Origin of the sequence: Wolbachia endosymbiont (group B) of Cyclophora punctaria (genome assembly GCF_964028235.1) — a bacterium.
Taxonomy (GTDB): Bacteria; Pseudomonadota; Alphaproteobacteria; order Rickettsiales; family Anaplasmataceae; genus Wolbachia.
This window is the reverse complement of record NZ_OZ034749.1, coordinates 380,941-407,149: the sequence shown is the minus strand read 5'-3', so window position 1 is coordinate 407,149 and position 26,209 is coordinate 380,941. Positions and strand designations below refer to the sequence as shown.

Sequence of the window (26,209 nt, the reverse complement as noted above, 5' to 3'; positions counted from 1 at the left end):
TACACTGACAATATACAATTATTGATGAATTTTCGTCAACTAATTTTTAAAATACTGCATACTAAGATCATATGAAAAAATTTTCACTGAAGCCAAAAAAGAGTCTAGGACAAAATTTTATTTTATCGAATGAGATAACAAAAAGAATAGTTGCTTTAGCTGGTAGCCTGAAAGATTTTAATGTTATTGAAATTGGTCCTGGGTATGGTGCGTTAACAAGAGAAATATTGGCGTATAATCCAAAGTTTCTACTTTCTATAGAAAAAGATAGTAGTTTAGTGAAACATCACGAACAATTGCTAAATGAGCATCAGGGAAAATATAGAATTATAGAAGCAGATGCACTTAATGTTGTAGAAAAAGAGCTGGTAGAATGTCCAGTCAAAGTCATTGCTAACTTGCCTTACAATATCTCAGTAGCGTTATTTTTAAAGTGGTTAAATAATATAAAATTTTTTACGAATTTGACGTTAATGTTCCAAAAGGAGGTAGCAGAGCGTATTACAGCAGAACCTAATTCTAAAGATTATGGTTCCCTATCAGTGCTAAGCCAGTTACTATGCGACATAAAAAAGGAATTTGATATTGAACCTAAGGAATTTTTTCCAAGACCAAAAGTATATTCTTCAGTAATTACAGTAAAACCTTTACCCACTCCAAGATTTGCAGTAAATTTAGAAACCTTAACAAAGCTAACACGTGCTGTGTTCGCTCAAAGAAGAAAGATGCTGAGAAATAGCTTGCAAAGTATAACTAGTGATGTCTCAACTACTCTTGAGAATGCTAAACTGAGTGGAGACGAACGTCCAGAAAGCTTAACTATTGAGCAGTTCTGTTTGCTAGCAAATAATGTAATTTTGCGATAAATATATTAGGAGCTACATACCTCTTCTATCCTATTTTGATCTAAAAATAGCTGGATCCAGGCTAATTTTGCAAAAGCTCTATTGCAATTTCATTAATTGGCGTATAAGCTTTAAATAAAGCATATGAAAAAAATGGAAGCTTGTTATTCGTTTGACGATGTACTTCTCTTACCGGCCTATTCTGATGTATTGCCTCGTGATGCAGACACAAGAACTTATCTAACAAATAATATAGAACTAAATATCCCTCTCATATCCTCTGCAATGGACACTGTCACTGAATCAGGCTTTGCAATAGCTATTGCCCAACATGGTGGAATAGGTTGCATACATAAGAATTTATCAATAGATGAACAAGTGTTAGAAGTAAGAAGGGTGAAAAAATATGAAAGCTGGATCGTGTATAACCCAATTACAATTTCCCCAGATAAAACAGTTGCAGAAGCAGTTTCATTAATGAGAGAGTATAATTATTCCGGCATTCCTGTAGTTGATCAACGCAAGTTAGTGGGAATTTTAACTAATCGAGATGTGAGGTTTATTGAAGACCAGAACATGAATATAAAAGTTTCCGAGGTAATGACAAAAGATAAGTTAGTAACAGTTCGAGAGCAGGCAGTAAACAGCGCCTCAGCAATGAAATTGTTGCATGCAAATAGAATAGAGAAGCTTTTGGTTGTTGATGAAAATTCTTGTTGCATAGGTCTAATCACAGTTAAAGACATCGAAAAATACAATAGATATCCAAATTCATGTAAAGACAGTAAAGGTCGACTCAGAGTTGCCGCTGCAATTGGTACTGGTAAAAAAGACGGTATAGAAAGATGTGAAGCTTTGATCGAAGAAGAAGTTGATGCGGTTATTGTAGATACCGCTCACGGTCATTCCCAGAACGTTATCAGTACTATTAAGGAAATAAAAAAGATGTATCCGAATACTCAATTAATCGGCGGAAATATCACAACAACAGAGGCTGCTGAAGCGTTGATTGATGCTGGTGTTGATACAGTGAAAGTTGGAATAGGGCCAGGATCAATTTGTACTACCAGAATAGTTACAGGCGTTGGTATGCCACAATTCTCTGCGATCAAGAATATTGCAGAGGTTTGTAAAACAAAAAACGTCAGACTAATTGCTGATGGTGGAATAAAATATTCGGGAGATGTTGCAAAAGCTATTGCAGCTGGTGCTGATACTGTGATGATAGGTTCAATCTTTGCTGGTACTGAGGAAAGCCCAGGTGAGATTATCATGTATAAGGGTAGAGCATATAAGGAATATCGAGGAATGGGATCTATTAGTGCAATGAAACGAGGGTCAGCTAGCCGTTATTTTCAAGATTCAAAACTCGATTTAGTCCCACAAGGAGTAGAAGCAAGAGTTCCTTTTAAAGGTCCAGCTTCAGGAGTGATCTGTCAGTTAATTGGTGGGTTGCAAGCTGCAATGGGTTACACTGGCAACCGTAATATAGAAGAGATGAAAAAAAACTGCAAATTTGTCACTATTACTTCATCAGGGTTAAGAGAAAGTCATGCTCATGATATAATCATTACACAGGAAGCTCCAAATTACGCTTACCAAGCATCTAATTTATCATCTGATTCAGAGTAAATACAATCCCCTTTTGAGTGTGTCATTTCAACACTGGTACACAATTGTATAAACATATTAATATTAAGACTCAACCACTATCGGCTGAGAGCCGAAAGGTTGGATATAGCGCTGGAAGCGCGGTGAGAAGCTAAAGCTACTCCAATCTTATACTAGATATAGAATGAGGCTGATGTGCATCTGTATGTTTATTGATGTACTCATTAATGACTTCATCTGTGATATGTCCGCTGGTAGCACTAAAGTATCCTCTTCCCCAAAAACGCTTTCCCCAGTACATTTTATTTAGCTCTGGAAATTCTTGTTGAATTTTGCGTGAAGACCTGCCTTTGGCTCTTTGAACAAAATCACTCACAGCTATATGAGGAGGTATTACTACGAATAAATGTAAATGATCTGATGATATTACTCCGTTTTCTATCTTAATCCCCATTTCTTCAGATACTTCTGCTATGATTGTTCGTATTCTCTCCTTCATAGCCTTAGTTAATACTCTGTACCGATATTTTGTAATCCAGACTATATGGTACCTATGATAAAATACAGTGTGTTTTCCTTTGTCATATTCCGTCATAACTATACTTTATAAAGTACAGTTATGACATTGACAAACTAAAGTTTCTCCACCTAGAAGGTGGAGGCTTGTACCATCTTATGGAAACTCAACCACTATCGGCTGAGAGCCGAAAGGTTGGATATAGCGCTGGAAGCGCGGTGAGAAGCTAAAGCTACTCCAATCTTATACTAGATATAGAATGAGGCTGATGTGCATCTGTATGTTTATTGATGTACTCATTAATGACTTCATCTGTGATATGTCCGCTGGTAGCACTAAAGTATCCTCTTCCCCAAAAACGCTTTCCCCAGTACATTTTATTTAGCTCTGGAAATTCTTGTTGAATTTTGCGTGAAGACCTGCCTTTGGCTCTTTGAACAAAATCACTCACAGCTATATGAGGAGGTATTACTACGAATAAATGTAAATGATCTGATGATATTACTCCGTTTTCTATCTTAATCCCCATTTCTTCAGATACTTCTGCTATGATTGTTCGTATTCTCTCCTTCATAGCCTTAGTTAATACTCTGTACCGATATTTTGTAATCCAGACTATATGGTACCTATGATAAAATACAGTGTGTTTTCCTTTGTCATATTCCGTCATAACTATACTTTATAAAGTACAGTTATGACATTGACAAACTAAAGTTTCTCCACCTAGAAGGTGGAGGCTTGTACCATCTTATGGAAAGTCAAAAAGATGTCATCTAAGTGGCTGACACTGGAAAATCGATTGTAAATAAACTGACTACATAAAATTTTTGATCAAAATCAGTGCTATAAGTTGGAATAGCAACTTAAGGCAGATTGCCAGCTTAATATATTTTAATGAATCCAAATTATTTTAGCTATAAGAGAGCTTTGCTTTTTTGCTCTATTAGAATTGGCTTACTTTTAGTGATTCATGGAGTTAAAAAAGTCAGCATTGCTCTTTGTTAAAAGTAATTTGTCACGTAAAAACTCCATTGCTTCAACAGATCCCATAGGGTTAAGTATCCTACGCAATACCCATATTTTATTTAGTATGGCCTTATCAACTAATAGCTCTTCCTTCCTTGTTCCGGATTTGGTAATATCAATAGCAGGGAATATACGTTTATCAGCAAGTTTTCTATCTAGTATAATTTCAGCATTACCTGTGCCTTTAAACTCTTCAAAAATAACATCATCCATTTTTGAACCAGTTTCTATAAGGGCTGTAGCGATGATTGTCAAAGAACCACCATTTTCAATATTACGAGCTGCTCCAAAAAAGCGTTTTGGTCTTTGCAGCGCATTTGAATCTACACCACCGGTTAGAACCTTTCCAGACGAAGGAATAACTGCATTATAAGCACGTGCAAGGCGAGTTATAGAATCAAGCAAAATCACTACATCTTTTTTGTGTTCAACCATTCTTTTAGCTTTTTCTATTACTATTTCAGCAAGTTGGACATGACGGTAGGCAGGCTCATCAAATGTAGAGCTTACCACTTCACCCTTTACAGAGCGTATCATATCTGTCACCTCTTCGGGTCTTTCATCTATAAGTAATACTATTAGTTCTATTTCAGGATGATTTGTAGCTATAGAGTGAGCCATTTGCTGAAGCAATATCGTTTTTCCTGTACGAGGTGGAGCAACTATCAATGCTCTTTGTCCTTTTCCAAGAGGTGTAACTATATCTACAGCACGCATGTTTATATCTTTTTTATTATCTCCGCTACTGTTGTTTTCAAGGATGAGGCTTTTTTCAGGATAAAGTGGAAGCAAATTATCAAAATGTACGTACTTTCTTAATTCACTGATTTCAGTAGAGTTTATACTGTGAACCTTAGTTAAAGTAAAATATCTTTCCTTATCACCAGGTGGCCTTATTTCTCCACATGCCATATCTCCTGTACGTAAATTAAACTTCTTTATTTGGCCATTGGAAATATAAACATCATCGGTACTTGGAGCATAATTTGCACTTGATGAACGTAAGAAACCAAAACCATCAGGCAATATTTCCACTACTCCACTTCCTGTGGTTATGCCTCCTTCTTCACTCATTTTCTTCATTAAACTGAATATCATTTCCTGTTTTAGCATCCTGCCATTGCCTTTACCACTAGTTGAAATTTTTCTTTCTTCAGCTAGCTCTAACAATTCTTCTGCTGTTTTCTCTTTCAATTCGCTCAGGTCCAACGTTTTCTTGTTTTTTTCAGCACCTTCACTGGTAATTTGTTTTACTGCGTCAGCATTATGAATTTGTTCGCTTTTTTCAGGTTGACCTACAACCTCTCCTTTTGCTAAGACATCTTCATTGATTGTTGTCATAATCCTCCAAAAATTTTAATTGATGCTTACTAACCTAAAATGTGAGTATAAAACAATAAATTAGGCTGAGCTAGTTTTTAGTGCGTATTTAGACTTAATTATTATTAAACTAGATACTTTACTCATATTATACTGATAAAAACTAACAAGTCAAGTCAATTTAATATTAACAAAGTACAAGAATTTGAGAATCATCAATAGCTATTATTTATATTTTTTAATCTTTGTTTCTTCTCTTCTTCTACTTTCGCTTTTTCTACTTCCGCTTCTAAATTTTCCTGGCTACATAAACCAAGTAGTACAGGATCTTGAGGTTTGATATTGAGTATGTTATGATGAGATCTATTTCTTACCTGCTCAACTGTGTAATTTGTTGTACCAACTAGCTTAGCTATCACATTATTGTTCAAGATAGGAAATTTTTTTACCAAATAATAAATCGCATTAGGTTTATCTCTACGCCTTGCTGTGGAAGCAAAGGCAAGAAAGCTAATCGTCTTTGCACTTTTTTTCATATTTTTTATAATCAAATTTGGTACACGATTTGGATTTTTTTTGCAATTATCGATTTCTTTTTCAGTAATTATTTCAGAAATAATAGGGTCATACTTTTCAACTTCTATTTCCTCATCAGCTATGTCTTGTACTTTTTCAAGGGATAACTTGCAACATTGTGCTATTTGATCAAAAGTTAAGCTAGTGTTATCAACCAACCAAGCGGCTACTTGCATGAGAAATTGTTCATTTCTATCTTTATTGTCTTTAGAAGATTCCATTGACATCGAAAAAACATCTCCCATTTTAATATTCCTTTACTGTTATAGAAATAAAATATAAACCATTAAAACTAAAAAAGCATTAACTTTGTCATCCAATGGCTTTTTGGTTTATATTTCTTATCTCTTAGAACCTGTTCATAATCTTTTGAGGAGGAAAGAAGTAAAAGCAAATTTGTAGGCTAGTATTAAGTTTACGCTCGCAATTTTTCCAAAGTCGCCTACATTTTTCCAACCAGGCAAAAGATCTCTCACGTTAGCTAGTTGTTACTCTCTAATCCTGAAAATTGGCGTTCTATACTGTCTTAAACGTTTTATAAGCTCGTTTCAGCTTATGTAGGTAAAAACCTAGAAATATTGTGAAGACATAAGGTGCACGTAGTGCAAAAAATTAAAAATAAGACGCCAACTGTATAATACTTTTGTCGTTTAATCTGCACAGATTGAAGATAATAAAATACCTTCAGTCTTATGATAAGGAAAATGGAAAAATGTGTAAAGTAATCTTTTTCACCTCTGTGAGCTACTTGAATTAAAAAAGAAGAGATACTAACCTCTTGCATTCAAACTCACATAAATCATGAATTATGCATGTTTCACACAAAGGTTTTTGTGCCTTGCAAATGTATCTACCGTGTAAAACTAGCCAATGATGAGCATAAAGCAGGTATTTTTTTGGAACCACATTCAAAAGAGATTGCTCTGTTTTAAATATATCTTTTTCTTTCACAAGCCCAACTCTATTGCTTACTCTAAAAACATGAGTATCAATTGCCAATGTTGGAATACCAAGCCCTGAATTTAAGAACACATTAGCGCTCTTTCTCCCAACCCCTGGTAAAGATACCAAATCATCGAAATTAGTAGGCACTTTGCTATTGTACCTCTCAATCAATATTTTGCTGAGCCCGATTATATTTTTTGCTTTGGAATTATATAAACCAATTGTAAGTTAAAAACATGATATAAATGAAGTAAGAGGGAAGATAACTCTACTCACTATAGGAATAGAGTTATCACGGGCGTGTGCGACCGAAAACCAATTGGTATTACAACCGTTTAAATCAAGGTACACTAGCCCATCTCTCGATACGTTTGAATAGTTGCTTGGGACATATATATGCACCCGTTTACAATCTTAAATTAACTAAAACTATCGAGGTTTGTTATGGTTACATCTTATCAAAATTTTATTGGCATTGATATCGGAAAATTTAAAAATGTCGTTGCAATTCACAAACAGAAGAACGCTGTCAAATTTGACAATGATTCTGATGTTTGGCAACAATTATTTCAAAAGTTTTCAGATATTCTACCTAATTCTTTAGTAACTTTGGAAAACACAGGAAAATATGAGCTTGGTTTGTCACATTTTCTTATTGACAAGAATATTGCAGTACATCGAGCTAATACTCGTAAAGTAAAAAGCTTTATCTTGTCTCACGGAACTGTAGCAAAGTCTGATAAATCAGATGCGAGGGCTCTTGCTCAATATGGATTTGAACGCCATAGAACTCTCTCTCTATTTGTACCTACAATCAAAAGAACAATCAACCCTGGTTGCACTTTGTCAACGTCGTGATGACATTACGCAAATGAGAGCTCAGGAAAAGTGTAGACTGGAAGCTCCTGAAAATGACCATATAAAGGAAAGTTGCCAGAAGACCATTGAATTTTTCAATAATCAAATAAACGAACTCAATGACACTATACAAAAAATTATTGATGAAAGCCATGAGCTACAACAACGTCAAAAAATCCTTAAAACAGTTCCTGGAATAGGCAAAAAGTTATCACAAGATTTTTTGTGTTTAATGCCAGAGCTTGGCTACTTAAGTAGAAAAGAAGTAGCAAGTCTTGCCGGAGTAGCACCTCATCCTAGGGAAAGTGGTAAAACTGTTGGTTACCGAAGGATTATAGGAGGTAGAAGTAATGTTCGTTCAAAGCTCTTTACATCTGCCATGTCTGCTGCAAGGTCCAAATCTGCACTTGGCACCTTTTATTCTAAGCTTGTTGAAAGTGGTAAGAAGAAGATGGTAGCTATAACAGCTCTAATGCGTAAAATTATAGTAATTGCTAATGCAAGGCTTAAAGAGGCAATTAATTTGAATGTTTAAAATTTACATAGCAGTAATTGAAATGAATATTGTGCGTCCACACAAACTTAAAGTGCTTATTCACATATTCATTGGCTTAAGCAGGCAATAGCTGTTTGACATAAAATTCTATTCCTATGACGAATGGATTTTTATTACCTACATGATTGGATCAAGTTGCAAAATTACACAATAAAAAACTTTTTAAAAAACATAGTTGATACTGCTTATGTATTTTCTCAGCTCACTTTGCCCAAGATTCAACATTTTTTCTGGCGTATCAGCGATACTAAATAGCTCCTTTGTAATTTTATTAACACTTATATCGGTCGTCCGTGCTGACAGAACTATTGCAACTAATAACGTAAAATGATTGGTATAATTTAGCTCTATTTTTGGCGCAGGATTTGACTGTTGAAATTTTTCAAATATTAATTCTACTTTTTTTGAGTCCATGCATAGAGCTAAAAGCTTATACTATACTGTTTGCTGTGCAAATTCAATTGCTTGAGGATTAGATAGTCCTTCAGTATTAACATCAGACATATCAGTTTTTACCTCATCAAAATTCCTTTCAGCAAATTCGCTTGCCACTTCTGCAAAACACTTTCTAACAAGAGGCATAATTATCGGCATTAATAGCCTTCGTGGATCATACCGTCCTAACAGATTAGTTTCCTTTTGTACTCTATCTCTTGGATCTTCCTCTAATAAATCTTTTGCGTGCTTTTCAGCATATATTTCACAGCCTTTTGAGAAAACAGGAGCTAACATTTCAATTAATACTGCCAATAACAATAGTGAACCAAGTACAGCTCCACCAACAGTTAATCCATTAGCAATGAAATTTATTGTAACTAAATAAACAGAAAAAGCAGCTAAAGGATAGTTGATAAGAAATTTACTGCTTAGCTCGATATAGCTCATCTTACTTATGAATTCATCAATAGAAATTTCTGAATTGGCATACTTTTTCATATAATGACCTACTAATAAACGAGAGGCGTTATTAATAATGATATTAAGTGCTATGATCCACCATGAAAAATAGCAACCTATAGTAATTGTAGTTAATATAGCTAAAGGCAGAAAACTTATTTTTGGTACTAACATTAGAGCATTTTTGCGCTCTATAAATTTCAATGCTAATGTCTTTTTATCTTCTTCAATTAGGCTTCTCTTTTCTTTTAGAGGAGTAATATAATTGAATAATTGTATGCTTGGCTTTGCTATATATTGATATAACTCTTGCATTAACTTTGCACTTTGTACACTCTTCTGAGAATTATCTAAATTTGGATTTAGCAAAATCCTCTCTATTTGAGCTTGAAGTTCATTATAGCTTTTTAGGTCTTCTCCAAACGAACAATCATTTCTTTTTAGTATAGCAATCAACCCATCAAAATCTTTACCTACAGCTTCTTCCTCACTGATTTTTAGCTCGTTAAACAACTTTCTCCTATAGTGAAACTCTCTTGCCGTTAAACGTCCATTACTTTCAGCAACAACACTGACTTTAACACAAGGATTTCCTGACTCCAAAGGTTCAATGTACTTTTTTAGATCTTGATAAGCTTTATAAATCTGATCAAATCTATTTTTGTCTCCACCTTTGTCAGGATGGTTTACAAGTATCAATTTATTATATTGTTTTTCCAGAAACTTGCTAAGAGCTTGATAATCCTTACCTACAATTTGTTCAGCTTTTATCTCTAGTACGTTAAACAGATCATTATTATCATAAAACTCCTGACCAGTTAACTTAAAATGTTGACTCATTACTACACCTCACATAAATACACGATACTATTAGTATAATATATTTAATGTTTCACAAAAGCATAAAAATATCAAGCAACCACTAAGAGAAGAAACCCCCTTTCCCATCATACAAATACAACTTATCCATTCTCACCACATCAAAATTATGTTCCTCAAATTTGACTAGCAAGTTATTCACATCACTATTTGTAATTTCATTATTTGCAATGAACCTGCAGGTTATTTGGTCACTTGAAGACTTTGATCCTCCTGGCCAAATTGCAAGTCCTTTTGAGTATATTGCTATCATTTTCAGATTACTCGATTCAAATAACCTAACTATTTGATCAAAATTGTTGGATTTATCCCAGGCAAGCGTTATATCACTACCCACTAGCTTTTTAACTTTGTAATCTTGTTCGTAATTGTCTTGTACTTTATTTATTTTACTATCCGAATCACTGCTAATTATAAGCTCAGATAACGTTGTGGGTTTTTTCCCTAGATTATCTATAACAGCTTTTGCAAATTCTTTGGTACCAACTTTCTGCTTACTCCTTTTCTTCTTATATAAATCGGCAGTGTGTATTCCATCCTCCAAAGTCTTCAGCCATGCATCATAGATTAGTTTTGCAGTACTCACTTGACCAATATAGACCAACATATGTACTGCGGCATTTAAAAGACCAGAAGGATTAGCCATGTTTTTTCCTGCAATATCAGGAGCAGAACCGTGCACTGCTTCAAACATTGCATATTCATTACCTATATTGCTACTTCCTGCAAGCCCTACAGAACCTGAGGTTTGTGCCACTATGTCTGATAATATGTCGCCATATAGATTTTCAGTTACTATAACATCGAAATTCTCGGGCTCTGTAGCAACTTTTGCCATTCCAATATCAACTATATAATGTTCTATCTTTATATTTGGGTATTCTTTTGCAATACGATCAAACGCTGCATGAAAAGCGCCGTCAGTCATTTTCATTATGTTGTCTTTAGTCAGGCAAGTTACTTTTTTTCTGTTATGTTTTTTCGCATATTCAAAAGCGTACCTGCATATTTTTTCTGAACCAGATCTAGTAATAATTTTAGTGCATTGGTACGAGTCACCAGTGAGCCTATGCTCTATTCCCGTATAAACGTCCTCTTCATTTTCACGTATTACAACAACATCAAATTTATCGAATTTATTTTCTATAACAGGGTGATACGAAATGCATGGTCTAATGTTTGCATACAGCCCTAAGTTCTTTCTGAGTGCAACGTTTAAGCTTTTGTGCCCTTTACCTTGAGGGGTTGTTGTTGGAGATTTGAGTAATATCTTTGTCCTTTCGATAGATTCCCAACCACTCGGAGAAATTCCATGAGACCATTCCTTACTATAAACACGCTCCCCTATTTCAATAATATCTATTGAGATCTTTGCTTTCGCTTCACGCAATATCGACAGCACCGCTTCCATAATTTCTGGTCCGATACCATCACCATACGCAACTGTGACTGATGTTGACATAACTTCCTTAATTGTAAATGATTTAATGTTAATTCAAATAATAAAGTGGGTCAATGTTGCTAAAATAGCATATTTACGGTTATTTAATAATGAACTTTTATACTGGTTATAGCATTGCAAAATATGGAAAGTGTATGGATACTAAAATAAGTTATGCAGGGATGTTTAGGCGAGACTTCGCATCTGTAATTGATTGTGTTTTATGGGTAATAATAGCCTTTATTATATTATTTTTTCTATATTCTCTACATCATTCATCTACATCATACAACGATGCAGACAATACTTACAAGATAGTTATCCGCATGACAGTTTTTATGGTGATACTACCAATATATATAATTTTTAATATGCTAATGACAATAAGATTTGGTGGCACTCCAGGGAAATTACTGTGCGGAATATATATAAAAGATTCAAACACATTTAAAAATGTTACTCTAAAACAAGCAATAAGAAGATATTTTTTTAAGGACGGCATGTGGACTATTTGTAATTTGCTATCTTATCCTCTGCCTGATTATGTTTCTGGATGTTTTTTTATTGTACTAACCTCAGTTTTAATGTTTACAATATTCGACCAGCACAAACAAACATTTTATGACAAAATTGCAAAAACAGTAGTGGTATACTATAAACCTAGTTGATATTTTTCTTTAGTTGTTACCACCAAGGGTGTTATTCTAGCGCGTGACCCACATCTGTACGAACATTGCAATTAGCAGGTAATTTGCATAATAGAGGGTGTCATTCCAGTGCTTGACACTGGAATCCAGTTTTCCATATAATCTCATCGAAAACGTTGTAACCACTTTCTATGCTAGTGTGCTTTCATCAACCTGGATCCCAGTGTCAGCTACTTTCATGACAAGAAAAGAAGCACTGGTTTCACATGAATCTGAACAGATATCATGTTTTTCTTTAGTTTACTGCTTACAAAGTGACTTTTTTTGTTTCTGCATGAGCTAAATTAACTACCAATATCATACCTGAAGAACCCACCTGACCATTCTAGAAAATTTAACGCTGAGTACACTTTACTTTTAGCTTCTTCCACAGTGTTTCCTTCTCCTACTATATTTAGCACTCTTCCGCCATCGGAAATCCAATTACCACTTTCATCCAACTTAGTACCAGCATGAAAAACTAGCACACCAGGAATGTTTTCAATTTTATCCAATCCTTTAATTACCTCTCCTTTTTGATAATCACCAGGATAGCCTTTACTTGCAACAACTACACAAACTGTAGTTTTGTGATTAAACTCCACCATTTTTGTATTTAACTTGCCTTCTGCAACTGACAACATCAACTTTAACAAATCACAATTTGGATCAAGTCTAGGTAAAATAGATTGTATTTCCGGATCCCCAAACCTAACATTATACTCAAGAAGCTTTGGACTATCTTTGCAAATCATTAAACCAGCAAAGAGTACGCCTTTATAGGATGTTCCCATGTTAGTCAGTGCTTGAATTGTAGGATATATTATTTTTTGAATAATTTTTTGCTCCATCTCCTTACTTATAATCGAAGGTGATGAGTATGACCCCATGCCTCCAGTATTTTGTCCCTCGTTATTTTCACCAACTCTCTTGTAATCTTTTGCACACCCAAGGGTTACTACCTTCAACCCATCAATAAGAGCAAAAAAACTTACTTCCTCTCCAATTAAAAACTCTTCTATGATTATTTCTTCACCTGACTCACCAAGATTTTTCTCCACTAGCATTGAATCTATTGCTGAAAAAGCTTCATTTTCTGTGTGGCATATTATGACGCCTTTCCCTGCTGCAATTCCATTTGCTTTAATTACAAGCGGAAATTTTATTTTATTACTACGGACAAAATTTTTAGCTAACCTTTCATCAATAAAACGTTCATACTTGGCGGTCGGTATACCATATTGTTTACATAGTTCCTTCGTAAAAGACTTTGATGCCTCAAGTTTTGCAGCTGCTTGACTTGGAGCAAAAACGTTTATCCCCTCCGCAGTTAAATCATCAGCAAGGCCATTAATTATCGGCTGCTCTGGACCAATAATCACTAGCTCTATATTTTCTTTCTTGCAAAATTGTGTAACATCCACTGAATCTTGAATATCTATATTCACAAGAACTCCAAAATTCTCCATGGCCGGGCGACCAGGAGTAACATATAACTTAGTCAAGGTAGGAGACTTCTTTAAAGCCCAAAGTAAAGCATGCTCACGCCCACCAGAACCTATAACCAAAACCTTCATCTTTATTTCCTCGCTTTTCTATATGTCAAAATTATTGTTTGCTTATAACAGTATCATTACTCATGTATCTTTGCAACACGTTTGGTATTGTAACTGACCCATCGGAATTTTGATAGTTCTCCATTATGGCAACAATTGTTCTTCCTATGGCTAAAGCTGAGCCGTTTAAAGTGTGAACGTATTTTTTTGTTTTTCTGTCAGTTTCTAAGAAGTATTTAGTGTTCATTCTTCTTGCCTGGAACGTACCGCAATTTGAGCAGCTTGATATTTCTCTGTACTTATTTTGCTCAGGTAACCATACCTCTATATCATAAGTCTTTTGTGCAGCAAAGCCCATATCACCACTACAAAGCAGCATTATTCTATACGGTAGTTCTAATTTTTTTAATATTTCCTCAGCAGCATTTGTCATGCGTTCAAGCTCATCATTTGACTGGTCTTCAGTTGTGATGCTTACTAATTCTACTTTACCAAATTGGTGTTGCCTTATCATACCTCTTGTATCTCGTCCTGCACTGCCAGCTTCTTTACGAAAACATTCTGAATATGCAGTAAAACGAATAGGCAGTTCTTTTTCTTCTATTATTTTGTCAGCAACTAAATTTGTTAAAACTACTTCACTTGTGGGAATTAATCTTAATTTATCGGTAGTTAAATATGAGTCATCAGAAAATTTTGGTAGCTGACCAACGTTATACATCGCCTCGTTTTTCACCAAGGCTGGGTGATAAACCTCAGTATAGGCAAATTCATTAACATGTGTTTCCAGCATAAAATTTATTAATGCTCGTCCAAGCTTAGCTAACTGTCCTTTTAATATTGTAAACCTTGATCCAGAAATTTTTGCTGCTTGCTCAAAATCCATCAAGCCTAACCTTTCTCCGAGTTCATAATGAAATTTTGGCATAAAACTAAATTGCCTTTTTTCTCCATATTTTCTGATTTCTACGTTGGAGCTCTCATCTTCACCTATTGGTACATTTTGTGCAGAAATATTTGGTAAGTTAGATAAAATATCCACTAACTTATTTTTTTCTGTTTGCTCCTTGAGGCTGATTGTCTCTATCTCACTTGTGATGCTTTTTGATAACTTTACTTGTTCTTCACATGGGCTTTTGTTCATTTTAAGCCTCTTTATTTCTTCCGTGACCTCGTTTCGTTGCTTATTTAAAGCTTGCAATTTAGTAGTCAGTAATCTTTTTTTATGGTCTATCTCTAATATTTCTTCTGTAGTAAATTCTTTCACCCCTCTGCTTTTTATTGCTTTTTCAAATCCTTTAGGGTTTTTGCGTATATGTTCTATATCATGCATATGTTGTGCTATTACTAACATCATTACTCTACTTCAAAAGCTTTGAATGCTCAATATTTTTACATATAAATGCTAATATTGATTTTACCTTCATAATTTGCTAGAATTGATAAACTTGAAATATAATATGTTAGCCATCATAGAAAGATACAATAAATCTAAAGAGAGTACTCACTTCACTAAACTTAAGGCTAGTGGAAGATTTGCTGTCTACGCTTTTTGTATATATTTGGCGACTACATTTACCATTGGCTGTTTGGGATTGATAATGGGATCTTTCCTCTTAACCTTACCACTTGCTATGCTCATCTCCAACCCTATAGCTTGGATCTTAATGGGAATAGTGCTTGCAGCGACATACAAGATGGTTATTGAACCTTTATTTTACTTGGTAAAAGGTTATGTTGATGAAAAAGGAACTGTAAAGGAAGAAAAGAGTCCAAAAGAGCAAAAATTCACAAGAAGTAAATCACTGGATAGTGGACTAGATACTATATCAAGACAAACAAATGATTCGGATAAGAGGGTACGTAGAAATTCCTATTCTCCATCTACAGATAGTGGTATTGCACCAGGAAGTGAACCTGCCTCAAGTAACAATAGTCGTAGAAATTCTAATGCTTCAGGAGATAGTGGTTTGGGTGGCAAAGAGTTTCATGGAGATTTACAAACTCTTATGCATCAGACAAATCTCAAAAAATATGATTACTTGTTGCGGCAGCATGATATTGCGCATATTGCAAGAGTGAAATATGGATATTCAGAATCCTCCACGAATAATGTATTTTTCTCTATTCCTGGAGATGTAAACTCATTAAATGAAAGGTTAAAAGAGTACAAAAATGAAGTAAAGCGGGAAAACTCAAAAAAAACATTTACTGCAGTTGTTAATATAGGAAATTATCATTGGGTAACATTAGTCGGTACATATGAATCAACAAATAAACAATTTAGAGCTTACTATTGTGACTCATTTGGCACTCAATTACCAAATAAGATTGATGGAACAATAAAAGATAATATAAGTCTTGCTAATGAGATTACTGCGGAATGTGTGGAGCCTTTAGACAATGAAATCGGAGATTTGATAAGGGAAAAAGAAAATAATCCAGACAATGTCATCCTTAAGGAAAAAAAAGATGATGTTCAAGAAACATTAAATTGCGCAAGAAAACACAAAAACAAATTAGTTAGTAAGCAAATTGATGGCAATTATATAGTGAGTATATTGCAGGAAACGTTGGAGATAGGAAATGATGACAACATAAGAAGCTCACCAACTAAGCAGCAAAAAGATGGCTGTAATTGTGGAGTGTTTGCTTTAGAAAATGCTCATAGGATTACGCAAATGTTCAACGAGGATAAATCATTTGATGAAATTGACAGAGAGTTATCAAAATACAAACCTAGTTCAGAACAATTGCAAAAGAAAAGAAGAGAGTTTACAAAAGCACTTATGGAGGACGAAGAGTGGAAAGAAGCTATTGCTGAAGGTGGAATTTTACATGATGCTCTACAGCAGCTTAGTCTTGAAGATAGTAAGAAAGAGGAAACACAACCTACCACAAGTTCATTTGTGCAAGATGTTATAATAACAGCTTATAACAGTGTCAAAAATGCATTTTTTAGCAACTAGAAAGCCTGTGTCTCTCCAAGTAGGAAATCTAACTATTGATTCTCCAGTTATTTTAGCGCCAATGTCTGGAGTGACTGACTATCCATTTAGGAGTATTGTAAAGAAACTTGGTGCAAGTTTGCTAGTCTCAGAAATGATTGCAAGCAGAGCTATGATCATGCAAACTCGCCAGAGCATGCAAAAAGCAAAAGTCGATGAACTAACCGCTGTACAACTTGCTGGTTGTGAGCCTGATGTTATGGCGGAAGCTGCAAAGTTAAATGAGGGCATGGGTGCAAAAATCATAGATATAAATTTTGGTTGTCCAGTTAAAAAAGTTGTAAACGGTTACGCAGGGTCAGCACTTATGCGTGATGAAAAAAAGGCTGCTGAGATAATAGAAGCTGTAGTCAAGGCAGTGAGTGTGCCAGTTACAGTAAAAATGCGTACTGGATGGAATGACGAAAATCGTAATGCTCCGCGCTTGGCAAAAATTGCAGAAGATTTGGGAGCAAAGATGATTACTGTACATGGAAGGACAAGGGCACAGCTTTATAATGGTCAAGCAGATTGGAAATTCGTTAGAAATGTTAAAGAGCAGGTAAAAATTCCAGTTATAGTAAATGGAGATATTAAGAGTTTGAATGATGTTCAAAGTGCACTTAAAGAATCTGGAGCAGATGGAGTAATGATAGGTCGTGGTGCTTACGGCAAACCTTGGCTGATTAATCAAGCAATAAACTTTTTGAGTGGAAATAAAGTTTCTGAGCCAACAGCCTCAGAGAGATTAAGCATAATACTCAAGCATTATGACAGTATTCTTGAGTACTATGGAAGCGATACAGGAATAAAGATGGCCCGCAAACATATAGGATGGTACAGTAGCGGGCTTCAAAACTCATCTGAATTTCGTGTAAGAGTAAATAACATAATAGACAGCACAGAGGTGAAAGAAAATATAATTGATTTTTTTAGTTAAAAACAGATTAAACATACTACCTCATTAGCTATATTCAACTTGACTGATCATAGTGCGATACCACCACACTCTCTTCTTCATCAGAATGTAATTGATAACTATTATCACTCAGCAATTTTTCGTCATAAGTCTCAATATCAAAATATTTTTCATATTTATCTATATTTTCACAAAGCGAAAGTGCTTTCACCTTATTCATAACCAAACCCGTACCAGCAGGAATTAATCTTCCTACTATAACATTTTCTTTTAACCCACTCAAAGGATCACTCTTTCCACAAAATGCTGCTTCCGTAAGTACTTTTGTTGTTTCTTGGAAAGAGGCAGCAGAAATAAAGGAATTAGTTTCAAGGCTTGCTCTAGTAATTCCCTGCAGAATAGGAAGATAATGAGCAGGTCGTTTTCCAGAGTTATTCATAGCATCATTTTCTCTATCAATTTCCAGCCTGTCGATATTTTCTCCAATTAAGTACATAGTATCACCAGGATCGGTAATTTCTACTTTTTGTAGCATTTGCTTTAAGATCACTTCTAAATGCTTGTTATCTATGCGCACACCTTGCAATCTATAAACTTGCTGTATTTCAGAAATCATATAGTGTGCTAACGCTTCTAACCCAAGCACACGTAGAATATCATGAAGATCAGGATCGCCATCCATCAATAAATCACCTTTACGCACAAAATCACCTTCATTGACTATTACATGCTTACTTCTTGATACTAAATACTCAACTGGAGAAGCTTGCTCATCTAAAGGTTTAATTACTATACTGCGTTTTCCTCTACGGTCTTTTTCAGAGAACGTTACATAGCCATCTATTTCACTAACGATAGCATGCTCTTTAGGACGACGTGCTTCAAATAATTCTATAACCTTAGGCAAGCCACCAGTAATATCACGAGTTCTAACTGACTCTCTCGGCGTTCTTGTGATAACATCACCTACATGAACCTTTTGGCCATCCTGTACATTAAGCACTGCACCAACTGGTATAAAGTAACATGCTTCCACACCACTTGAAAGTGTTATTACTTTTTCATTATCATCAAGCAGTGCAATACGAGGACGTAAATTAGCTACACCAGAGTGCAATTTCCAATCTTTTACTACTCTATTTGATATTCCTGTAGATTCATCCATCACTTCAGTGATTGAAATTCCATCTTTTAAATCCTGGTAAGATATTGTACCACTCTTTTCCGTAATAATAGGTAGTGTATACGGATCCCATTCCGCAACTTTATCACCAATTTTTACTAACTCACCCTCATTTACATAAAGTTTAGCACCATAAGGCACACTGTGCTTCAATTTTTCACTACCAAGGCTATCAATTAAAACGACTTCACAGGAACGGCTTATCACAATTTTATTTCCGTTTTTATCTATAATTATATTACTATTGTTTAGTTTTATTCTAGCATTAATAGAAGCTATAATATTTGAGGATTCAACACCTCTAGTCATTACCCCACCTATATGGAAAGTACGCATCGTTAACTGAGTACCTGGCTCTCCAACAGATTGAGCAGCGATAACACCAACTGCTTCACCTATTGAAACAATTTTACCAGTTGCAAGGTCTCTTCCATAACACAAAGAACACACACCAGGACTTATTTCACAAGTTAAAGGCGATCTAATTTTTATAGCATCAAGACCTGCAATGTTGATTTGCTTTACTTTATCTTCATCAATTAGTTCTCCTGCTTTTAATAATAACTCTTTGGTTACTGGGTTATATATATCATTTGCAGCTGTTCTACCCAGTACAACACTCTCTAGAGATGCAACTATAGTACTACCTTCAACTATAGCTCTTACAATAAGGCCATTTTTCGTTTTACAGTCATGTTTTGTAACTATGCAATTTTGAGATACATCAACCAAGCGACGAGTTAAGTATCCAGAGTTTGCAGTTTTAAGTGCAGTATCAGCTAAACCTTTACGCGCACCGTGAGTAGAATTAAAGTATTCAAATACATTTAATCCTTCGCGAAAATTAGAAATTATAGGTGTTTCTATAATTTCACCAGAAGGTTTGGTCATTAACCCTCGCATTCCTGCTAACTGCTTCATCTGGGAAGTAGAACCTCTTGCACCGGAGCTAACCATCATATATATTGAATTGTACTTACTATTTTCATCATACAGAGATATCGCTTTTAACATATCATTCGCTATTATATCTGTGCACTTAGACCACTCATCTATAACTTTATTATACCTCTCACTTTTAGTGATTAGTCCGTCTTGATACTGTGCAGAAAATTTCTTAATTTCACCCCTTGTATAATCAACGTGTGTAGCTTTAGTTTCAGGTATGACCATATCGCAACGACTAAAAGAAGTACCGGAAAATGTAGCATACTCAAAGCCAAGTGTCATCAATTTATCAGAAAATACCACTGTAGCACTTTGACCGCAGCTACGATATACTAAATCAACAATGCTAGTTATTTCCTTAACTGTTAATACCTGATTTATTAAATCGAAGCTTAGATTCTTATGTTTAGGAAAAATCTGCCATAATATTAAACGTCCAGGAGTTGTAAAAATAGTTTTATACTGAATGTTTCCATCGCTATTGATGTATTCCATTTTGTACTTTATATGAGAATGAATATGTAGAGTACCGTTGTTTAAGGAATGCTCAACTTCACAAAAGGCACAGAAAAGTGGTAAATCATCCTCCTTAAGTTGCTGTAAAGTTAGGTAGTATATACCAAGCACTATATCTTTACTAGGAACTATAATCGGTCTTCCATTAGAAGGACTTAAAACGTTATTAATTGACATCATCAACACTCTAGCTTCAAGTTGAGCTTCCAATGAAATTGGCACATGTACCGCCATTTGATCACCATCAAAGTCAGCGTTAAATGCTGTACAAACAAGTGGATGAAGCTGTATTGCTTTACCTTCAATAAGGACTGGCTCAAAAGCCTGAATACCAAGCCTATGTAGCGTAGGCGCTCTATTTAGCAAAACAGGATGCTCTTTTATTACTTCTTCAAGCATATCCCAGACTTCTGGCTTTTCTGCTCTTATTAACTTACTAGCAAATTTAATAGTTGGAGCCATTCCATATATTTTAAGCCTTGAGTAAACAAAAGGTTTGAATAACTCAAGAGCCATTCTTTTCGGTAATCCACACTGATTTAGTTTCAAAGTTGGACCAACAACTATTACAGAACGTCCAGAGTAATCTACCCTTTTTCCTAAAAGATTCTGACGGAAACGACCTTGCTTTCCTTTCAGCATATCGCTAATAGACTTTTTATATCCAGTAGCGCCAGCTTTATTTACCAGAGCATTACGACGACTATTATCAAAAAGAGAATCAACTGCCTCTTGTAACATTCTTTTCTCATTACGAATCATAATCTCAGGAGGATTTAAACTTAACAATTTTCTCAATCTATTATTTCTATTAATAATAGTTCTATAATGATGATTTAAATCAGAAACTGCAGGTCGACCACTTTCAAGGGATACCAAGGGACGCAAGTCAGGTGGTAAAATAGGTATAGCTGTAAGTATCATCCACTCAGGTCTGTTTCCAGACTTGATAAAATTTTCAACAATACGTAATCTCTTTATAATTTTCTTTCTTCTCATTTCAGAAGCAACAGACTCTAACTCCTGTCTTAAATTCTTCCTAATTTCATGTAAATCAAGGCGTATTAGCAATTCTCTTATAGCTTCAACACCTTGCATAGCTATAAAGCTATCGACCCCATAGCTATCTTTAGCTTCATTATAAGCTTTCTCACTAATAATTTCACCTTTTTCAAAAGAGGAAACAAGAGGATCTATTACAACATAATTATCACTATACAAAATACTTTCGATATCTCTAAGAGACATATCTAATAATGCTCCAATTCTTGAAGGAAGTGACTTCAAAAACCATATATGAGCAACAGGAGATGCAAGCTCTATATGACCCATTCTTTCTCTTCTTACTTTAGAAGATGTAACTTCTACTCCACATTTTTCGCATATACGGCCCCTATGTCTTCTTTTTTTGTACTTTCCACATAAACATTCATCATCATTGACAGGACCAAAAATTTTAGGACAAAATAATCCACCTTTCTCAACTTTGAATGTACGGTAGTTTGCAGTTGAAACATCTGTTATCTCTCCATAAGACATACGTTTAATACTTTCAGGGCTAGCAATGGAAATGCTAACCTCATTAAAAGATTGTGCGATATTAGTGTGAGATATATCTTCAATTACTATGTCATTTTGCTTCAAATCCACATTAAAACACAAGGAACGCAACTCTTTTATCATGACATTAAAGGATTCAGGAATTCCACATTCAAAGTTACTGTCACCTTTTATTACCGATTCATAAATCTTAACCCTGCCATTAATATCATCAGACTTCACAGTTAACATTTCCTGCAAAGTGTAAGCAGCACCATAGGCTTGCAATGCCCAACATTCCATTTCACCAAAACGCTGACCACCAAAATGAGACTTTCCTCCAAGAGGTTGTTGAGTAACCAAACTATAAGGTCCTACTGAACGCGCATGAATTTTACCATCTACTAAGTGATGCAACTTAAGCATGTACATGTAACCAACTGTAACTTTGCGATCAAACTTCTCACCCGAGCAACCATCATATAATACAACTTGCCCAGAGTTATCCAATCCAGCAAGTTCAAATAGCTTTACTATTTGTTCATCTTTTGGACCTTCAAATACAGGTGCAGTAACAGGAATGCCATCACGCAACTTATACGCAAATTCAATGAGGTGATTATCATTAATATCGCGAATGTTATTACAAATAGATAAATTACTGCCACAACTATAAACCTCAATCAGGAAGTGACGTAAACTACTGTGTGCATCTTTACAAGAGTTGAAATAATTCTCTACTAATGTAGTCAATTCATTATTTAATTCATCCTTATTAGGCGTATCTAAAATAGAAGCCGTTATTTCATCATCATTAATATCCTCAAATTTTTTATTATCAAGATATAATGCTGCAAATTTTTCAAAATCATCATCACTGAGAGATCTAATTGCCTCACAAAAAGCACGTTTGATTTTATTGATCTCATCAAGAATATTGCCTACTTTTTCTCCTAATTTTTTACAAGCCCAACCTACATGCGTTTCCAATATTTGACCTACATTCATTCGCGAAGGAACGCCAAGAGGGTTAAGAATAATATCAATAGGAGTACCATCTTCTAAATAAGGCATATCTTCTACTGGAACAACTCGAGAAATCACACCTTTATTTCCATGTCTACCAGCCATTTTATCCCCTGGCTGCAAACTATGTTTTACAGCAATAAAAACTTTTACTGACATCGACACACCTTGAGGCAGATCATAGCCTTCATGCAATTTTTCTACTTTTCGCTTAAAGTTTGCTATCGCATGTGATACTTTTTCATCAAAATCTTTTTTTAAGCTCTCAACTTGCTTAGAAATAGATTGGTTTTTCAATCCTATATCCCACCATCCCTCACGTTCAATAAAATTAATACTTTCTCGATCTTGAGAGCCAGAATTAATAAGAATTTTTCTTAATTCATCATAGAAATATTGATTAATAACATTGATTATATGGTCTCGTTCTTTCTCAAAGTCGTTTGCCTCTTTTTGTTTAATAAGAAATGCCCTTTCGTTTTCTTCTTCCCCTCTGCGTGTAAAGACCTGCACATCAATTACTATCCCTTCAATATCTGGAGATGTATATAAAGAGGAATCCACACAATCAAATGACTTTTCACCAAAAATTGTCATTAACAATTTTGTCTCAGGAGGCAATGAAAGAGAATGCTTAGGTGTAACTTTCCCCACCAAAATATAACCTGGACCAACTCTTGTACCAACCTTTACTATACCACTATCATCCAAGTGATAAAGATTTTCTTCATTAACACCGGGTATGGCACGAGTTATTTTTTCCGACCCTAAAGGAGTGTCATGTACAACACATTCAAATTCTTCTATATGAATAGAAGTAAATAGATCTTTTTTAACAACTTCACTAGAAATAATGATTGAGTCTTCAAAATTATAACCTTGCCAAGACATAAAAGCGACTAGCAAGTTTTGGCCAAGTGCCAATTCACCGTTATTAATAGCAGGACCATCAGCTATCACATCACCTTCCTTAACACAATCACCTACATGCACCAGTGGTTTCTGGTTAATACAAGTATTATGGTTAGAACGCTGAAATTTTCTTAGATGATAAATATCTACATCCAAGTAGTTAATTCCTCCTTTGTCAAAAGCACGTATAACTATAGAGTTACTATCTGAGCTGTCAACTATGCCACCACGTTTTGCTAAAACTACAGCACCAGAGCCAGAAGCTACGAAAGATTCCATGCCAGTAGCAACCAAAGGAGCAGTAGGCTTCAATAAAGGTACAGCTTGACGCTGCATATTTGAACCCATTAACGCTCTATTAGCATCATCATTTTCTAAAAATGGAATTAAAGAAGCAGCAACCGATATTACCTGCTTAGGAGATAAATCAATGTAACTTACTTGACTACTATTTACCATTACAAAGGTACCAGCATACCTACAGTATAACATATCATCAACAAAGCAGTTGTTCTCATCAAGCTTTGCGCTGGTATCGGCTATATAATATAAACCTTCATCTATAGCAGACAGATACTCAATTTGATCAGTAACAACCTTATTAACTACTTTCCTATAAGGACTTTCAATGAACCCATATTTATTAATACGAGCGTATATAGCTAAGCTGTTAATTAAGCCTATATTCTGCCCCTCAGGAGTTTCAATAGGGCAAATTCTTCCGTAATGAGTTGGATGAACATCACGCACTTCAAATCCCGCCCTCTCTCTTGTTAAACCACCAGGACCTAACGCTGACAACCTTCTTTTATGTGTTATTTCAGATAATGGATTAGTCTGATCCATAAATTGAGATAATTGGGAAGAGTTGAAAAAATCTCTTAAGACATTGGTTAACACTTTTGGATTTATAAAATCAGATGGAGAGACTTTATCTAAACTAGAAGTAGACATAGAATCAACTACTGCCCGTCCCAATTTTAATAATCCAGTTCTAAATTGATTTTCTATAAACTCTCCAACTGAACGGACTCTTCTATTTGCTAAATGATCAATATCATCTACAGATCCTTGACCATCACGTAACAATACTATTTTTCTTATAATTTCAATAATGTCTTCATGTGTTAAAGTAGTTAAATTTTCCTCATAATTTAACCCAAGGCAAGAGTTAAGTTTTAATCTACCAATGTTAGACAAATCATAATATTCCGAACTGAAGAAAAGATTACGAAAAAACTCCTCTACTATCTTTAAAACAGGAACTTCACCAGGACGCAAAACCTTATATATTTCATATAGAGCGTTCTCATAAGACATGTTTTCATCTAAGAAAAGTGTGTTTAATATGTAAGGTCCAACAGAAACATTATCTATGTTCAACACTGATATTTTATCTATAGATAATAATTCAAGCTTTTTTATATCCTCTAATTTTATAGATTCACCAGCAGATAAGACTTTTGTAGAACTAGCACTATCTATTAAATCTTCTGCAAGAAATAAACCACATATAGAATCATAAGTAATTAGATACTCTTTCAATCCGTTATCATATAGATTTTTAGCTAATTTTGAAGTAATACGAACATTAGCTTTAAGTAACACATTGCCTTCAACATTCTTTAAATCAAAAGGAAGCCTCACTCCCTTGAATTTATCAGGGGAAAAAGGTACTCTCCAGCCACTTTTATGTTTTATATACTCTATTTTTTCATAAAATTTATTAAGTATGTCATTGTTTGATAAGCCCAAAGCCTTTAATAAAACTGATATTGGCAACTTTCTCTTTCTATCAATACGAAAATACAAATGATCTTTAACATCAAACTCAATATCAAGCCAAGAACCTCTATAAGGAATAACTCTAGCAGAATAGATTAATTTGCCAGAATTGTAAGTTTTTCCCTTATCACTATCAAAAAACACTCCAGGAGATCTATGCATTTGTGAAACGATAACTTTCTCTACGCCATTGATGATGAAAGTACCTTTATCAGTCATCATAGGCAGTTCACAAAAGCGAACCTCCTGCTCTTCAGCAGATTTTATAACAGTTGCAAGCTTAGAATGATCATCATCTTCTTTAATCTCTTGATATTTTTCAAGAGAAACACCATCCTGCATAATAACAAGACGTATAGAAGCAATAACCTGAGCAGAAAAAGTTATACCACGTTTTATACATTCAGATTCACTATACTTAAGATCATCTACCCTACAATTCAAAAATTCGATAGTAGCCCTATGCAAAGGATCAGATATTGGAAAAATTGTATGAAAGATAGCTTCAAGTCTTTCATTACTCTCATCATTAGGAGTAAAGGAATTATATGACCCCTTTTGGACTTTAACCAAATCCAACAAAGAATCTTTTAAATCAATCGACCTGGAATAAGAAACTCTAGGAACAAAAGCACTAGAAGCACACATATAAGAAGAATCAACCATTAAAATACCTTCACT

The 26,209-nt window shown here is 34.7% G+C and carries 14 protein-coding genes and 4 pseudogenes; 6 read left to right on the top strand and 12 right to left on the bottom strand.

Annotation, left to right across the window (positions count from 1 at the left end; translation table 11 throughout):
* Nucleotides 1-71 precede the first annotated feature (71 nt).
* Entirely contained in the window at nucleotides 72-866 is a 795-nt protein-coding gene (rsmA, locus tag ABWU33_RS01980; RefSeq protein ID WP_211908479.1) for a 16S rRNA (adenine(1518)-N(6)/adenine(1519)-N(6))-dimethyltransferase RsmA, read from the top strand.
* A 123-nt stretch (nucleotides 867-989) separates the two neighbouring features.
* A complete protein-coding gene (guaB, locus tag ABWU33_RS01975) occupies nucleotides 990-2,477 on the top strand; it encodes an IMP dehydrogenase (protein ID WP_353280933.1) in 1,488 nt (495 codons plus the stop codon).
* Between the two features lie 136 nt (nucleotides 2,478-2,613).
* On the opposite strand, the gene tnpA (ABWU33_RS01970) is transcribed toward guaB, so the two are convergent.
* The 6 genes and pseudogenes from tnpA (ABWU33_RS01970) to ABWU33_RS01945 all read right to left on the bottom strand — a co-directional run.
* Nucleotides 2,614-3,051, bottom strand: coding sequence for an IS200/IS605 family transposase (tnpA, locus tag ABWU33_RS01970; protein ID WP_265024376.1), 438 nt, complete (start codon nucleotides 3,049-3,051; stop codon nucleotides 2,614-2,616).
* Between the two features lie 154 nt (nucleotides 3,052-3,205).
* On the bottom strand, nucleotides 3,206-3,643 hold the full coding sequence (tnpA, locus tag ABWU33_RS01965) for an IS200/IS605 family transposase (RefSeq protein WP_265024376.1): 438 nt from the start codon (nucleotides 3,641-3,643) through the stop codon (nucleotides 3,206-3,208).
* A gap of 290 nt (nucleotides 3,644-3,933) precedes the next feature.
* Nucleotides 3,934-5,340 carry a transcription termination factor Rho gene (rho, locus tag ABWU33_RS01960; RefSeq protein WP_250120075.1) on the bottom strand — a complete coding sequence of 469 codons (1,407 nt, stop codon included), beginning with the start codon at nucleotides 5,338-5,340 and terminating at the stop codon, nucleotides 3,934-3,936.
* Between the two features lie 194 nt (nucleotides 5,341-5,534).
* Entirely contained in the window at nucleotides 5,535-6,140 is a 606-nt protein-coding gene (locus ABWU33_RS01955) for a cell cycle transcriptional regulator TrcR (protein WP_264337633.1), read from the bottom strand.
* A gap of 114 nt (nucleotides 6,141-6,254) precedes the next feature.
* Nucleotides 6,255-6,369, bottom strand: a pseudogene (locus tag ABWU33_RS01950) (IS5/IS1182 family transposase); the annotation flags it as partial.
* 279 nt (nucleotides 6,370-6,648) lie between these two features.
* A pseudogene (locus ABWU33_RS01945) lies at nucleotides 6,649-7,065 on the bottom strand (endonuclease III domain-containing protein); the annotation flags it as partial.
* Between the two features lie 219 nt (nucleotides 7,066-7,284).
* Here ABWU33_RS01945 and ABWU33_RS01940 point away from each other — a divergent pair.
* A pseudogene (locus ABWU33_RS01940) lies at nucleotides 7,285-8,233 on the top strand (IS110 family transposase).
* A 198-nt stretch (nucleotides 8,234-8,431) separates the two neighbouring features.
* On the opposite strand, the pseudogene ABWU33_RS01935 reads toward ABWU33_RS01940, so the two are convergent.
* The 3 genes and pseudogenes from ABWU33_RS01935 to icd form a co-directional block, all read right to left on the bottom strand.
* Nucleotides 8,432-8,668, bottom strand: a pseudogene (locus ABWU33_RS01935) (endonuclease III domain-containing protein); the annotation flags it as partial.
* 21 nt (nucleotides 8,669-8,689) lie between these two features.
* Nucleotides 8,690-9,991 carry a molecular chaperone DnaJ gene (locus ABWU33_RS01930; RefSeq protein ID WP_211908487.1) on the bottom strand — a complete coding sequence of 434 codons (1,302 nt, stop codon included), beginning with the start codon at nucleotides 9,989-9,991 and terminating at the stop codon, nucleotides 8,690-8,692.
* An 82-nt stretch (nucleotides 9,992-10,073) separates the two neighbouring features.
* Nucleotides 10,074-11,492 carry an isocitrate dehydrogenase gene (icd, locus tag ABWU33_RS01925; RefSeq protein ID WP_353280930.1) on the bottom strand — a complete coding sequence of 473 codons (1,419 nt, stop codon included), beginning with the start codon at nucleotides 11,490-11,492 and terminating at the stop codon, nucleotides 10,074-10,076.
* Nucleotides 11,493-11,581: 89 nt separating this feature from the next.
* On the opposite strand from icd, the gene ABWU33_RS01920 reads away from it, so the two are divergent.
* Nucleotides 11,582-12,139, top strand: a complete 558-nt coding sequence (locus tag ABWU33_RS01920; RefSeq protein ID WP_250120078.1) for an RDD family protein — start codon at nucleotides 11,582-11,584, stop codon at nucleotides 12,137-12,139.
* Nucleotides 12,140-12,462: 323 nt separating this feature from the next.
* Here ABWU33_RS01920 and purD read toward each other — a convergent pair whose 3' ends face one another.
* Both purD and serS read right to left on the bottom strand, forming a co-directional pair.
* Entirely contained in the window at nucleotides 12,463-13,734 is a 1,272-nt protein-coding gene (gene purD, locus ABWU33_RS01915) for a phosphoribosylamine--glycine ligase (protein WP_250120079.1), read from the bottom strand.
* Nucleotides 13,735-13,765: 31 nt separating this feature from the next.
* Entirely contained in the window at nucleotides 13,766-15,046 is a 1,281-nt protein-coding gene (serS, locus tag ABWU33_RS01910; protein ID WP_264337884.1) for a serine--tRNA ligase, read from the bottom strand.
* A 127-nt stretch (nucleotides 15,047-15,173) separates the two neighbouring features.
* On the opposite strand from serS, the gene ABWU33_RS01905 reads away from it, so the two are divergent.
* Complete coding sequence (locus ABWU33_RS01905; protein WP_353280927.1) at nucleotides 15,174-16,682, top strand: hypothetical protein; 1,509 nt, start codon at nucleotides 15,174-15,176, stop codon at nucleotides 16,680-16,682.
* Nucleotides 16,663-17,640 (top strand): tRNA dihydrouridine synthase DusB, encoded by a 978-nt coding sequence (dusB, locus tag ABWU33_RS01900; protein WP_410542181.1) that lies wholly within the window; start codon nucleotides 16,663-16,665, stop codon nucleotides 17,638-17,640. Before ABWU33_RS01905 ends, dusB begins: the two co-directional genes overlap by 20 nt.
* A gap of 34 nt (nucleotides 17,641-17,674) precedes the next feature.
* Here the strand turns inward: dusB and ABWU33_RS01895 are convergent, their stop codons facing one another.
* Nucleotides 17,675-26,194, bottom strand: coding sequence for a DNA-directed RNA polymerase subunit beta/beta' (locus ABWU33_RS01895; protein WP_353280925.1), 8,520 nt, complete (start codon nucleotides 26,192-26,194; stop codon nucleotides 17,675-17,677).
* Nucleotides 26,195-26,209: the final 15 nt, after the last annotated feature.